At 41.0% G+C, this 13,206-nt stretch carries 14 protein-coding genes and 1 other annotated feature; of the genes, 13 read left to right on the top strand and 1 reads right to left on the bottom strand.

Annotation, left to right across the window (positions count from 1 at the left end):
* The first annotated feature begins 3 nt into the window (after positions 1–3).
* From mutM to ACFSMW_RS15480, 3 genes are all read left to right on the top strand, one after another.
* The gene (gene mutM, locus ACFSMW_RS15490; protein ID WP_390357148.1) at positions 4–828 is read left to right on the top strand and encodes a DNA-formamidopyrimidine glycosylase; all 825 of its coding nucleotides are present in this window, start codon (positions 4–6) and stop codon (positions 826–828) included.
* Positions 829–875: 47 nt separating this feature from the next.
* Positions 876–1,496 (top strand): dephospho-CoA kinase, encoded by a 621-nt coding sequence (coaE, locus tag ACFSMW_RS15485; protein ID WP_390357146.1) that lies wholly within the window; start codon positions 876–878, stop codon positions 1,494–1,496.
* Positions 1,497–1,642: 146 nt separating this feature from the next.
* Positions 1,643–2,671: a glyceraldehyde-3-phosphate dehydrogenase gene (locus tag ACFSMW_RS15480; protein WP_390357145.1), complete on the top strand. Its 1,029-nt coding sequence runs from the start codon at positions 1,643–1,645 to the stop codon at positions 2,669–2,671.
* A gap of 67 nt (positions 2,672–2,738) precedes the next feature.
* On the opposite strand, the gene ACFSMW_RS15475 is transcribed toward ACFSMW_RS15480, so the two are convergent.
* Complete coding sequence (locus ACFSMW_RS15475; RefSeq protein WP_390357143.1) at positions 2,739–3,872, bottom strand: zinc-dependent alcohol dehydrogenase; 1,134 nt, start codon at positions 3,870–3,872, stop codon at positions 2,739–2,741.
* 322 nt (positions 3,873–4,194) lie between these two features.
* Between ACFSMW_RS15475 and ACFSMW_RS15470 the strand changes: the two genes are divergently transcribed.
* The 10 genes from ACFSMW_RS15470 to ACFSMW_RS15425 all read left to right on the top strand — a co-directional run bounded on the left by ACFSMW_RS15470 (position 4,195) and on the right by ACFSMW_RS15425 (position 13,169).
* On the top strand, positions 4,195–4,599 hold the full coding sequence (locus ACFSMW_RS15470) for a cytosolic protein (protein ID WP_390357141.1): 405 nt from the start codon (positions 4,195–4,197) through the stop codon (positions 4,597–4,599).
* 36 nt (positions 4,600–4,635) lie between these two features.
* The gene (nrdR, locus tag ACFSMW_RS15465; protein WP_390357139.1) at positions 4,636–5,103 is read left to right on the top strand and encodes a transcriptional regulator NrdR; all 468 of its coding nucleotides are present in this window, start codon (positions 4,636–4,638) and stop codon (positions 5,101–5,103) included.
* Between the two features lie 30 nt (positions 5,104–5,133).
* Positions 5,134–6,501, top strand: coding sequence for a replication initiation and membrane attachment family protein (locus tag ACFSMW_RS15460; RefSeq protein WP_390357138.1), 1,368 nt, complete (start codon positions 5,134–5,136; stop codon positions 6,499–6,501).
* Between the two features lie 5 nt (positions 6,502–6,506).
* Positions 6,507–7,433 carry a primosomal protein DnaI gene (gene dnaI / locus ACFSMW_RS15455; protein WP_390357136.1) on the top strand — a complete coding sequence of 309 codons (927 nt, stop codon included), beginning with the start codon at positions 6,507–6,509 and terminating at the stop codon, positions 7,431–7,433.
* 147 nt (positions 7,434–7,580) lie between these two features.
* Positions 7,581–8,429: a putative sporulation protein YtxC gene (ytxC, locus tag ACFSMW_RS15450; RefSeq protein WP_390357135.1), complete on the top strand. Its 849-nt coding sequence runs from the start codon at positions 7,581–7,583 to the stop codon at positions 8,427–8,429.
* A 504-nt stretch (positions 8,430–8,933) separates the two neighbouring features.
* The gene (gene thrS / locus ACFSMW_RS15445; protein WP_390357133.1) at positions 8,934–10,883 is read left to right on the top strand and encodes a threonine--tRNA ligase; all 1,950 of its coding nucleotides are present in this window, start codon (positions 8,934–8,936) and stop codon (positions 10,881–10,883) included.
* Between the two features lie 159 nt (positions 10,884–11,042).
* Positions 11,043–11,163, top strand: a sequence feature (ribosomal protein L20 leader region).
* Between the two features lie 74 nt (positions 11,164–11,237).
* Positions 11,238–11,741, top strand: a complete 504-nt coding sequence (gene infC, locus ACFSMW_RS15440; RefSeq protein ID WP_390357276.1) for a translation initiation factor IF-3 — start codon at positions 11,238–11,240, stop codon at positions 11,739–11,741.
* Positions 11,742–11,793: 52 nt separating this feature from the next.
* Entirely contained in the window at positions 11,794–11,985 is a 192-nt protein-coding gene (gene rpmI, locus ACFSMW_RS15435; RefSeq protein ID WP_390357131.1) for a 50S ribosomal protein L35, read from the top strand.
* 57 nt (positions 11,986–12,042) lie between these two features.
* On the top strand, positions 12,043–12,399 hold the full coding sequence (gene rplT, locus ACFSMW_RS15430) for a 50S ribosomal protein L20 (RefSeq protein WP_390357130.1): 357 nt from the start codon (positions 12,043–12,045) through the stop codon (positions 12,397–12,399).
* Positions 12,400–12,599: 200 nt separating this feature from the next.
* On the top strand, positions 12,600–13,169 hold the full coding sequence (locus ACFSMW_RS15425) for a TVP38/TMEM64 family protein (protein ID WP_390357128.1): 570 nt from the start codon (positions 12,600–12,602) through the stop codon (positions 13,167–13,169).
* Positions 13,170–13,206 lie beyond the last annotated feature (37 nt).

Genomic DNA, 13,206 nt, shown 5'->3' with positions numbered 1-13,206 from the left:
AAAATGCCGGAACTGCCTGAAGTAGAAACGATAAAAAACACACTGAAACAATTAGTTATTCACAAAACGATTGAAGATGTGACCATTCAGTGGCCCAAAATTATTAAAAGACCTGGTGATACAGCTGCATTCAGGATGGATTTGCTGGGCCAAAGCATTTTAAATATCCATCGCAGGGGGAAATTTTTGCTGTTTGAACTTGATGATTATACGCTCGTATCTCATTTGCGCATGGAAGGGAAGTATAGCGTCCATCAAAAGGAAGAGAAGGTCAAGAAGCATACACATGTCATTTTTACTTTTACCGATCAAACAGAACTGCGGTATAATGATGTCCGCAAATTTGGGACAATGCATCTTTTTCCTAAAGGGATGGAGTTGACCGAGTCTCCGCTGAACAAGCTTGGACCAGATCCATTCGACGAGGCTTTCACCCTGGATTATTTTTATCAAAAACTGCAACATACGAATCGGCTCATTAAAGCAGTGCTGCTTGACCAGTCAGTTGTAGCGGGGCTTGGGAACATATACGTCGATGAGACTTTATTCAAAGCTGGCATTCTTCCTACCAGAAGAGCGGATACACTGAGCAAAAAAGAAACGGCAGCAATCCGTTCCCAAGCGATCGCTACCATTACAAATGCGGTTGCAAAAGGGGGCTCGACCATCAGGTCATATGTCAATTCGCAAGGAAACATGGGCATGTTCCAGCTCGAATTATATGTTTACGGGCAGGAAAATAAGCCATGCAAAGATTGCGGCTGCGAAATAGTGAAAATGAAGGTAGCTGGCCGGGGGACCCACGTTTGCCTGCACTGCCAAAAATAAATAAATCGTCTGATTAGCAATACCATCTCTTCAAAGGAGTTAGAAATATGACAGTTGTTATTGGATTGACAGGGGGCATCGCAACCGGAAAAAGCACGGTAAGCAATATGTTCAAAGACCTTGGTATTCCCGTGATAGATGCAGATGTGCTTGCCAGAGAAGCGGTTGCATACGGAGAACCTGCCTATGCAGAAATCATTGCCACATTCGGAGAAGCCATATTGAAGTCGGATAAAACGATTAACAGAAAAGCACTTGGAGAAATCATTTTTACCGACCCGGAAAAAAGAGAACGATTGAATAAAATTGTCCATCCAGCTGTACGCCAAAAAATGGTCAAACAGCGCGATGCATATGTTGCAAAAGGGGCTGCTGCAGTGGTACTGGATATTCCGTTGCTGTTTGAGGGGAAGTTGATGTCCTTTGTCGATCAAACGTTGGTTGTCTTTGTTAAAGAGAGTCTTCAGCTTGAACGGCTGATTTCACGCGACGGTTCCTCAGAAGCAGATGCCTTGAATAGGATACAGGCGCAAATCCCGATCGAAGAAAAAGTTAAAATGGCTGATGCTGTGATCGATAATAATGGCTCAAAAGCTAGTACGAAAAAGCAGCTGTTTGAGATATTGGCAAATTGGAGCATACTTAACACCGAAAACCACCTAAAATAAGTGGTTTTCGGTTTTTTCTTGTGAGGACATACGCCGGATTTGTTCCGTAATTGGGGAATTTATTCTCACATTTTTATTTGCAATGTGTTATACTATTAGTGGAATTATTAATAAAAAGTATAACATATACAACAGGAGGATTATGGATGAACAAGAACCGTATTGCGATAAATGGTTTCGGAAGAATTGGAAGAATGGTATTTCGGCAAGCAATCAAAGATCCACAGTTGGAAGTAGTAGCCATCAATGCGAGTTATCCTCCGGAAACACTAGCGCATCTTATTAAATACGATAGTGTCCATGGTATTTTTGATGGCGAGGTGAAAGCGCTTGCTGATAGTCTTGAAATCAATGGAAAAGAAGTTTTGCTTGTTCATTCTCGTCATCCTGAAGAACTTCCATGGAAGAAACACAAGATTGATATCGTTATTGAAGCGACAGGAAAGTTCAAAACGAGAGAAGATGCTGGCCTGCATCTTCAGGCTGGGGCTAAAAAGGTGGTCATTACTGCGCCAGGTTCTGATGTAGATAACACGATCGTGATGGGGGTAAACCATGGCTCTTATACAGCGAATGAAGATGTGATTTCAAATGCTTCCTGTACAACCAATTGTCTTGCGCCGGTTGTAAAAGTGCTTGATGATCATTTCACCATCATGAACGGTTTGATGACAACTGTACATGCCTTTACAAACGATCAGAAGAACCTTGACAGCCCACATAAGGATCTGCGACGTGCCAGAGGCTGCACACAGTCTATCATTCCGACTTCTACAGGTGCCGCCAAAGCGCTTGGTCTGGTACTCCCGCACCTGCAGGGGAAACTTCATGGTATGTCATTAAGAGTGCCGACACCGAATGTTTCTTTGGTTGATCTTGTAGTGGATGTCAAAGAGCAGGTTACAGCCGAAACGGTAAATGAAGCATTTCGCCAAGCGGCAAATAACAGCTTGAAGGGTATTTTGCATTATAGCGATGAACCTTTGGTGTCAATTGATTATACGTCGACTGACTATTCGGCTATTGTCGATGGGCTGTCGACAATGGTTATGGAAGGGAACAAAATGAAGGTGCTGGCATGGTATGATAATGAATGGGGTTATTCCAAACGTGTTATTGATCTGGCAAAGTATATTGGCAATTACTTACAGCAAAGCGAAAAAAAGATTTCCTGATTAAATGAAGTACCAGTCAAATTTAATTAGAGCCACACGCTGATCCATGCTGTGCGGCTCTTGTTTTTTATGGCTTTAATACGACCTTGATGTTGCCATCTTCTTTCTTATCAAAAATTTCGTAGGCTCTTGCTGCGTCCTCGATTGAAATGCGATGAGTGATAATATCCGTAGGATCAAAGAGGTTGTTTTCTATCATTTGATAGAGCTTTGGCATTAAGTGAATGACAGGTGCTTGTCCCATCTTTAAGGAAATATTTCTACTAAAAAAATCACCTATGGGAAATCTGTTTGCTTCCGTGCCATACACGCCAGTTAGTTGAACGGTTCCGAATTTACGTACAGCTTTAGAAGCAGTTTTGATCGGGCTAATCGTACCAAACTGATTGTCAAATTCAGATCCGAAATTTTCATTTGGCGGGACAGTGCCATCCATGCCTACACAATCAATAACAACGTCAGCGCCCCCTTGCGTCTCGTCATACAATAATGCTCCAATATCTTCATTGGTTTTAAAGTTGTATGTGTCGACGTTGTTTGTGTATTTGGCATGTTCAAGCCGATGATCTACCTGATCCACTGCGATGACTCGATTTGCTCCTTTCAATTTTGCGAATTTCTGAGCCATCAATCCAATCGGGCCGCTCCCGAGAATGATGACTGTATCGCCTTCCTTCACGCCGCTATGTTCTACACTCCAATAAGCAGTCGGCACCACATCAGACAAAAAGAGGACGCTTTCGTCATCTAAATTACTTGACTCAGGTACTTTAAATGAAGTGAAGTCAGCATATGGCACCCGTAAGTATTCCGCTTGGCCACCTGGGAAGTTTCCAAACATTTCGGTGAATCCAAATAAACCACCGATTTCCCCGTGAGGATTGGAGACATCGCACTGGCTTTCCATTTGATTTTTACAAAAATAGCATTCTCCGCATCCAATATTAAATGGGATTACCACACGATCTCCCTTTTTTAGATGCTTCACTTCAGGACCTACCTCTTCCACAATCCCCATTGGTTCGTGCCCCATGACATAATCTATCTCCGGCTTGATGCCTCCGTGATAAAGATGGAGATCTGATCCACATATGCCACTCGCCGTTATTTTTACAATCATATCGCTTTTTTCTATGATGGAAGGATCATTTACTCGTTTTGTCACCATATTTTCCTTTCCTTGGAAAGTCACAGCTTTCATTCTTTCACATCCTTTTCTTGTTTATTGTAGTAATATGTTTCCGGGAACTTACTATGTTAAACATTCGGAAAACATTCGCTGTACCTTTTTACGCCAGAGAGAAGCGGAGCTTTTATATCCAAGCTATCCATTGTTCCAGCAGGTGAAAACCCGCTTACGATTGGCAGGGACCTTCCATGCAGGGGAAATGTCAGTTTACCGTCCTATGAAGAATAACGCTTTTCTTCTGTTGCTTATGGTGAAAACATGTTAAAATGAATGGTAGCTTCATACATGATTCACGATTATTTTACAAATTTTGTGGTTGCTGAAGTCTATGACGATGGAGTTGAAAAAACGCATGTCATTTCGAAATTTTATAGGTACATATTTTAACAACCATGCTGAAACAAGCGAACATCATTATAATGCATCTTTGCAGTCACGATATTTTAAAACAAACAAAACCAATGCTTTAGCTGCATTAGAAGAAATGCTGCATAAGAGCGGAGAATTCTCCATTCATGCGATTTCCGAAGAGCATGGTGAAATCAGTGCTCATAAACGAAAAGGGAAAAAAGCATTCATGGTCATTACTGTGGTCATGGTACGGCCATATCGTACGGCTATTGATTTTTCGGTAACAACTGAATCGATTTTACCCTTTGATTTTGGATATAGCAGCAAACTGATTCAAAGATTGTACAATCAGCTAGAACAAGAACTGCCACTGGTTGACAAACATTAAAAAGGTGAAATGTAAAACAGAGTAGGAGCGGTTTTGATGAAATGCCCAGATTGTCAAAGCAAAAATACAAAAGTGCTGGATTCACGTCCTGTTGATGAAAATAAAGCGATTCGCCGACGCAGGGAATGTGAGGACTGCGGATTCCGATTTACGACTTTCGAGCGAGTTGAGGAAAGGCCTCTGATCGTTGTCAAAAAAGATGGCGCAAGGCAGGAATTCAGCAGGGAAAAACTGATCCGTGGTTTGATCAAGGCTTGTGAAAAAAGGCCGGTTTCGATGGAAACAATGGAACAGGTTGCCCTGGATGTTGAAAAAGAATTGCGCAATACCGGGGTCTCTGAAGTAGACAGCAAAAAAATCGGTGAACTTGTCATGGCTCATCTAAGCAATATTGATGAAGTAGCTTATGTGCGATTTGCATCAGTCTATCGTCAATTCAAGGATATTAATGTCTTTCTGGATGAGTTGAAAGAAATCATATCGGATAATCATAAAGATGCTTGATAAAAAATATTGCGGGAGGAGTGCTTTGCTATGAATTTTATTGCTAAAATATTGCCTGTTGATGGCTATAAAGTGGCATTGCGTGGTGATCTCCCTGTTGATTACATTTTATCGCTCACACATCTTTACCAGCCAATTATAGGCAGTAAACCTGTCATGTTATATTTGACTTTGCTGCATGAGATAGACTTTACTGCGGGGGGAGAAGCGCAGACTCATCATACCCTGATGAATTATCTTTGCTTACCGCTGGATGAAATATACGAAGCAAGGACCAAATTGGAAGGAATAGGTCTGTTGCAGACGTTCGAGGATAAAAAAGAAGAAGCAACAGTTTATGAATATATGTTGCAGGTGCCTTACACTCCCGAAGTATTCTTTGCAGAACCAATGCTTTCCCAATTGTTATACTACCACATCGGAAAACAGAAGTTTGCTGTACTCGAAAAACATTTTGAAAAGAATACAATGATTCATGCCGCCCGGGAAATCACAGCATCGTTTAATGATGTGTTCGATACCGTAAAACCTTTCAGAAATGGCGAAATTCAAGAAAGGTCAACAGCCAAGCCCAGAGGCCCCAATATAGAAGAAATCGATTTTACTTATTTGGAGCATGCATTGAAACAGCGAATGATCCCCGTCCAAAAAGTGCTTACTATGATCAACCGCCGTATCATTTCCCAAATGGTGACTTTATATCAGCTAACAAGCTTTGAAATTGAAAACTGTCTCATGTGGTCTCTTACAGCCGATAATGAATTTGATGCGGACGCCTTCAAGTCTGCTTGTCTGGATGTGTTCAAATCGAGCCATGGGCAGTCATATATCCGGCTGCAGGATAAAAAAACAACTTTACTTGATGGAGACAGACAACCTTCTTCAACAGCAATGACAAAAGAGGAGAAATTGATTCAGGAACTGGAAAATATATCTCCTCAGCAGCTGCTTGCTGATCTGTCCAAGGGTAAACGGGCATCTGCACAAGATATGAAGGTAATCAGCGATGTGATGACATCACAGGGACTTCCTTCTCCAGTTATGAATGTGCTCATCCATTATGTACTGCTGCAGACAGATATGAAGCTTTCAAAAGCTTACTTGGAAACGATCGCCAGTCACTGGTCAAGAGCCAACTTGCAAACAGCCAAAGAAGCAATGGTATTTGCAAAACGACAGCAGCAAACAAAATTCAAGACAGTTAAGAAACCGGCAAAATACCGGCAATATGCTAATAAGGCCCGTGTCGTACCTGATTGGATCAATGATAATCATACAAAACCAAAAATAAATGATGAGCAAGATGCACAGGTAAATGTACAAAAGGAAAAAGATGAACTCTTGGCATTCATCAACCAATATACAGACAAGAAGAAAAATAATTATTCGCAAGGGTGAAGCTTATGGAACCATTGCAATCGACTTTGAAAAAATGGCTGGAAAACAACAAAAACTTTCAAGAACAATATGAACATATAAAGATGGAAGTTTTGAATGATCCGGACTTAAAAGTATTTTTGCAACAGCATCCTGAACTGTCTCAGAAGGAAATAGACAAAAATTTAATAAAACTTTATGAGTACAAGACGCAATCCAAGCAATGCAGCAGCTGTGAATCATTCGAAAAATGCAAGAATATCGTTAAAGGTTATTCACCGATTTTGCAAGTTACAGAAGGCGAAATCCATCTTTCATATGAAAAATGTCATCTGAGACGTATGCATGAAAAAGAACAGAAGCAGCGCCAACTTGTACAAAGTCTTTATATGCCCAAAGAAATTCTGCAAGCTACGATTGAAAATATGGATAATGACGAAAAACGCGGTGGCGCCATTGCGGAAATAAATCGTTTTATCAGGCACATCAAAGATGGGCTTCCTGCGAAAGGAATATATTTTTATGGACCTTTCGGTGTTGGTAAGACGTATTTTCTTGGAGCTATAGCTAATACGTTAAAACATTTCGATATTTCATCCATGCTGATTTATATGCCTGAATTTGTACGGGAAATCAGGTCCTCTATTAAGGATGATTCGATCAATGAGAAAATAGATGCGTTCAAGAAGACGGATGTGCTTATGCTTGATGATATCGGCGCTGAGATGCAATCTGCCTGGTTCCGTGATGAAATACTGGGCTCAATTTTACAATATCGAATGATGGAAAAGCTCCCAGTGTTTTTTACATCAAATTATAGCCTTGAACAGTTGGTTGGTGAACTGGAAACGACACGAGACGGCGTAGAAACAGTTAAGGCTAAACGGATCGTGGAACGTATTAAACAAGTTAGCAAAGAAATAGCTGTGTTCGGGCAGAATCGGCGTGATTGAAAGCTGATGAATGGATATTGCTCCATTCATCAGCTTTTTTATCGGAATCAGTACAAATCTACTTTGCTAGTTTTCATGGAATGCACATTTTTTTAAAACCATGTCCATATAATGTAACAGTTTGGAATTGGTGAGGGTGATGTTGCATTGCAGGAAATTTATTTTGGATCTAATAAAGAAGTCATTAGTTTTTGCGATTATTTGTTCAGCCATACGCAAAAAATGGACTTGCATTGGAGAACGGATGAGGCGTTTGGAAATCGAATAAAGGTCAACTGCGAACCAAAGGACGAGGAGAAATCTGATGTGATTTCAAAGTCATTGGCGGATGTTTTTATCAAGCACCGGCTGACAAAGATGACAGGAGACCTGATTACGAATGTTTTTTATTACACCAACCATGATGAAATGGAGCAGATTCTGGAACTGACACATTGGATTTTTGCTGGAGAAGACATAGACAGCAGAAAGGTGCGTCAGGATATCAATCCGAAAAAACTTCTCCAAACATTGTTTGTGGCCCATATTCAGGGAGAAGAGTCCATTCATTTCGATTCACTTGTACAATTTCGCATGCAGGAATTCAAGGAACAGCTCATTCAAATTATTGGGTTGGCTATTGATGAATTTAAACGTGAAGAAGAGCACCAGGCATTTATCAACATGCTTAGAGAATATATTTCCAATAAAGAAGCTAACTACCGGTGCGTCCATATTCTTCAGGGTAATCATTTTTCGTTTTTTAAACCGGATGGCAATAAGTTCACGAATTTGGAACTGAAAAAATTGATGCATGCTGAACCACTTTATATCGTTGGTCTAGATGCGCATGAAATGAATTTGGCACCGCTCGTAGCAATGGCTCCGAAGAAGATTTACGTGTATGGGGATTACCCTTCTGAGCCTAAAACATTGACAATCATTAATGTATTTCAAGAAAAAGTCGAATTTTTACCTGTCCAGCAGTTTCCATTTCCGTATCAGCTGCACCATTAAAAAGCAAACTGGAATCTGGACTGCCAGCGATTTACTTAGGTTTTGCATCGAAGTGGGGTGAGATGCTTTCCCGACTGAAAGGCTATTGACTTCTTTAGCGGAAAAGGTTATAATTTGTCTAATCATTATTCATACTTGAAAAGTATCGATAAGGACATGATTATTTGACCGTAAGCAGTTTTCAGAGAAGGAAGCCAAGGGCTGAAAGTTTCCTCTGCCGAACAAATAATTACCCCCTTTGAACTCTGGCTACGAACCATGCAGAATGCAATCAGTAGTGCCCAGCGAGTGATCATCGTTATTGATCTATAAGCCGCAGATAGCTTTATTTGCGGAAAATAGGGTGGAACCACGTGACCAACGCTCGTCCCTTTGCATTCTGCAGAGGGATGGGCGTTTTTAATTTTTTAACCTTTATGCCAAATCGAATAACTTCCATAGGTTCTGTCAATGATACATCCAAAATGGAAGGTTTGGCGACAATGATATCGAGGAGTGAACAGCATGTCAGCAATTGAAATTATTTTTCCTGATGGAGCAGTTAAAGACTTTCCCGTCGATACAACCGGCGAGGATATTGCGGCATCCATATCACCAGGATTGAAAAAACAAGCACTGGCTATCAAGTTGGATGGCAAGCTGCTGGATTTAAAGAGGAAACTTAATCACGGCGGCAAATTTGAAATTATCACGAATAAAGATCAGGAAGGCATTGAAGTCATGCGTCACTCTACTGCCCATTTAATGGCGCAGGCGGTCCGCAGAATTTATAAACAGGTGCATTTTGGTGTCGGTCCAGTTATTAAAGAAGGGTTTTACTATGACATGGATATGGAACATAAAATTGTTCCAGAAGATTTGCCGGCTATCGAAAAAGAGATGAAGCGCATTATCGATGAAAATCTGCCGATTGAAAGGGAAGAAGTCAGCAGACAGCAGGCAAAGGAAATGTTTAAGGAACTTGGTGACCCATTGAAAATGGAGCTTATTGATGCAATTCCGGAAGAGGAACAGGTCACAATCTATCGACAGGGTGAATTCTTCGATCTATGCCGAGGCGTCCATGTTCCATCCACAGGCAAAATAAAGGTATTCAAGCTGTTGAGTATTTCAGGCGCTTACTGGCGAGGCGATAGTGATAACCAGCAGCTGCAGCGAATATACGGTACAGCTTTTGCTAAGCAAAGCGAACTTGATGATTACCTGCACCTGCTGGAGGAGCGGAAAGAACGCGATCACCGTAAGCTTGGCAAGGAATTGGGGATTTTCACCATTTCTCAAAAAGTTGGTCAGGGCTTGCCGATGTGGCTGCCGAAAGGGGCGACTGTACGCCGTCTGATTGAACGCTATATCGTGGATCTGGAAGAAAAGTTAGGGTATGACCATGTGTATACGCCAGTACTCGGCAGTGTGGATTTGTATAAAACAAGCGGACACTGGGATCATTACCAAGAGGACATGTTCCCGGAAATGAAAATGGACAATGAGGAACTGGTGCTTCGCCCGATGAACTGCCCGCACCATATGATGGTCTACAAAAATCAGCTGCATAGCTATCGTGATCTGCCTGTCCGGATTGCGGAGCTTGGCATGATGCATCGCTATGAAATGTCAGGAGCGCTTGCAGGTTTGCAAAGAGTCCGTGCCATGACATTGAATGATTCCCATATTTTTGCAAGACCTGATCAAATGAAAGCTGAATTCATTAGAGTGGTTGAACTGGTACAGCGAGTCTATAAGGATTTTGGTATTGAGGACTATTATTTCCGTCTTTCTTATCGGGACCCGGAAGATAAAGAAAAATATATCGATAACGATGAGATGTGGGAAAAAGCGCAGTCCATGTTAAAAGAAACGATGGAAGATATGAATTTGGAATATGTGGAGGCAGAAGGAGAAGCTGCGTTTTACGGTCCGAAACTTGATGTTCAGGTTAAAACTGCACTTGGCAAGGATGAAACACTCTCCACTGTACAACTTGACTACCAGCTTCCTGAACGATTCGACCTTACTTATATCGGAGAAGATGGTAAAGAACACCGTCCGGTAGTCATTCACCGAGGTGTTGTATCAACAATGGAACGTTTTGTTGCATTCTTGCTAGAGGAGTATAAAGGTGCTTTCCCGACTTGGCTGGCACCCGTTCAAGTGAAGGTGATCCCGGTTTCTCCACAGGCACACGGGGATTATGCGAATAAAGTTGCTGAGCAACTACAGCTGGAAAATGTGCGTGTCAATGTGGATATGAGAGATGAGAAGATTGGCTATAAGATCCGTGAAGCACAAACTGAAAAAATTCCGTTCGCTATTGTTGTAGGAGATAATGAAATGAATGAGGATGCAGTAAATGCCAGAAGATATGGGGAAAAGAAATCTGAAACCATGTCATTTGACAGCTTCAAAGAATTGTTGCTCGATGAAATCAATCAGAAAACACTGCGCAAGGGCCGCTAGAAGAAGGTTATGCACCACTAGGAAAAAATTGTTATAAGTGCATATTGCCCACAGCCAACCTCATGCGGAGACAACAAGTCATCTTTTTATGCAATGGCTGCTTGACATGTCTTACGACTCATGCTATGATGTTGTAGTTGAATAAATTAAATATGATCTTGAGACAAGTAGAAGCACCCGCTTCTCACCTGATCAACGCTTCAAGCAGTTGGCTGGTTCTTATTCTTGATGTTATAAGAAGAAGTGTGGGTGCAGTTTGTACCCACACTTTATTTATGTGACTTATCTATTTGCTTGTCAATAAAAGATCAGCGCTTTATTAAAATATGGAGGTGTCTGGCTATTAGCAAAGATATGAATGTTAATGAGAAGATTCGTGCAAGAGAAGTGCGTTTGATTGATTCCAATGGTGATCAACTTGGCGTTAAATCACGTCAGGATGCCTTGGAAATCGCACAAAAGCGGAATTTGGACCTTGTGATGGTCGCACCAACCGCAAAACCCCCTGTTTGCCGAGTCATGGATTACGGAAAATTCCGCTTTGAGCAACAAAAGAAAGAAAAAGAAGCACGCAAGAAACAAAAAATCATCAATGTGAAAGAAGTGCGATTCACACCAGGTATCGGTGATCATGATTTTATGACGAAACTGAAAAATGCTCGTAAATTCCTTGAAAAAGGTGATAAGGTAAAAGCATCTGTCAGATTTCGCGGACGCGCTATCACTCATAAAGATCTTGGACGAGAAGTACTGGATCGTTTGGCTGAAGAAGTCAAAGACATTGCTGCGGTCGAGTCCAAGCCGAAAATGGAAGGACGCAATATGTTCATGATGCTTGCGCCTGCAGCTGATAAATAAACTGAGTACTTCCATTCTCGCATAATCATCAGAGCACAAGGAGGAAATTATCATGCCAAAAATGAAAACCCATAAAGGTTCTCAAAAACGCTTTAAGAAAACTGGATCAGGTGAATTGAAACGTTCCCATGCTTACACGAGCCATATGTTTGCTCATAAATCTCAAAAGCAAAAACGTAAATTGCGCAAATCAGCGTTGGTATCATCCGGAGATTACAAGCGTATCAAAAACATGCTTCCATAATTGAAGCTAAACGACAAAAAACAAACGAATTTTGATTTGTATTAGGAGGTTATTAAAATGGCACGTGTTAAAGGTGGAACAGTGACTCGCAGACGTCGCAAACGTGTATTGAAATTAGCAAAGGGTTATTACGGTTCGAAAAGAACTTTGTTCAAAACAGCAAAACAGCAAGTGATCAAATCAGGTCAGTATGCGTATCGTGACCGCAGACAGAAAAAACGTGAATTTCGTAAGCTTTGGATCGCTCGTATCAATGCTGCAGCACGTTTGAATGGTCTTTCTTACAATAAATTGATGCACGGTTTGAAATTGGCTGGCATCGATATCAACCGCAAAATGCTCTCTGACTTGGCAATTCATGATGAACAAGCATTTGCACAACTTGCTGATAAAGCGAAATCAGCACTTAACTAATGATCGGTATATCACTGCGAAAGGATTAGAATGGCACAAGGTGCACTTCTGATCCTTTTTTTCATTGGAAGGAATAAGCAAACGATTATTCAGAAAGCAAGTAACTAGGTAAAGACCTTACATTCAGCCTTGTCATAAAGGCTCGTCAATTGTCATATAGATGGATGACGGGGAAATAAATAAATGAAAGGGGATAAGTAATGGAACACCTAGGAACCAACATCATGACCATTATTGAGCATGGCGGTATACTGGCTCCCGTTTTATTTATTGGTTTTCACTTGCTAAGACCGCTGTTTTTTTTGCCAGTGGTATTCATTTGTGTCACAGGAGGGGTTTTATTTGGCACACTAGCTGGATCGGTATATTCCATTATCGGCATTACACTGTCAAGCATCGTTTTTTATGGTATTATTCAATGGATGCCAAAAACGATCCGTAAATTGACCAGGATAAGAGAGAAGCTTATGGGAAAAAATAGTGGATTAACGACATCACAAGTAGCAGTTCTCCGTTTAGTGCCATTCATTCATTTTCATTTGTTATCACTTTGTCTTATTGAGATGTCGGCGAATTTTAAGGATTATACAAAAGCATCTTTATTCTCGAATATACCGCTTGCTCTTGTTTACACAACCCTTGGACAATGGATCTCGAGTATGTCTCCACTGTATATATCTGTAGTTTTGCTGCTGTTGTTACCATTTCTATTCATGCTGCGAAGAAAGGAAATCATTATTAAGTGGCAGGATTTTTTCCAAGCTGCTTAGTTATGAAACATGTTGTTGTTCGAGTTCCCCTAAATAA

This window comes from Tigheibacillus halophilus, from assembly GCF_042683165.1.
Taxonomy (GTDB): Bacteria; Bacillota; Bacilli; order Bacillales; family Amphibacillaceae; genus Tigheibacillus; species Tigheibacillus halophilus.
The sequence above is the reverse complement of the archived record's forward strand: the minus strand, read 5'-3'. Positions and strand labels throughout refer to the sequence as shown.

Excerpts from the sequence above, each read along its gene's own strand:
- thrS (WP_390357133.1), top strand. The coding sequence starts at position 8,934 with ATGTCAGCAATTGAAATTATTTTTCCTGATGGAGCAGTTAAAGACTTT.
- rplT (WP_390357130.1), top strand. The coding sequence starts at position 12,043 with ATGGCACGTGTTAAAGGTGGAACAGTGACTCGCAGACGTCGCAAACGT.
- ACFSMW_RS15425 (WP_390357128.1), top strand. The coding sequence starts at position 12,600 with ATGGAACACCTAGGAACCAACATCATGACCATTATTGAGCATGGCGGT.
- ACFSMW_RS15470 (WP_390357141.1), top strand. The coding sequence starts at position 4,195 with ATGGAGTTGAAAAAACGCATGTCATTTCGAAATTTTATAGGTACATAT.
- ACFSMW_RS15460 (WP_390357138.1), top strand. The coding sequence starts at position 5,134 with ATGAATTTTATTGCTAAAATATTGCCTGTTGATGGCTATAAAGTGGCA.
- mutM (WP_390357148.1), top strand. The coding sequence starts at position 4 with ATGCCGGAACTGCCTGAAGTAGAAACGATAAAAAACACACTGAAACAA.
- ACFSMW_RS15475 (WP_390357143.1), bottom strand. The coding sequence starts at position 3,872 with ATGAAAGCTGTGACTTTCCAAGGAAAGGAAAATATGGTGACAAAACGA.
- nrdR (WP_390357139.1), top strand. The coding sequence starts at position 4,636 with ATGAAATGCCCAGATTGTCAAAGCAAAAATACAAAAGTGCTGGATTCA.
- coaE (WP_390357146.1), top strand. The coding sequence starts at position 876 with ATGACAGTTGTTATTGGATTGACAGGGGGCATCGCAACCGGAAAAAGC.
- ACFSMW_RS15480 (WP_390357145.1), top strand. The coding sequence starts at position 1,643 with ATGAACAAGAACCGTATTGCGATAAATGGTTTCGGAAGAATTGGAAGA.
- infC (WP_390357276.1), top strand. The coding sequence starts at position 11,238 with ATGAATGTTAATGAGAAGATTCGTGCAAGAGAAGTGCGTTTGATTGAT.
- dnaI (WP_390357136.1), top strand. The coding sequence starts at position 6,507 with ATGGAACCATTGCAATCGACTTTGAAAAAATGGCTGGAAAACAACAAA.
- rpmI (WP_390357131.1), top strand. The coding sequence starts at position 11,794 with ATGCCAAAAATGAAAACCCATAAAGGTTCTCAAAAACGCTTTAAGAAA.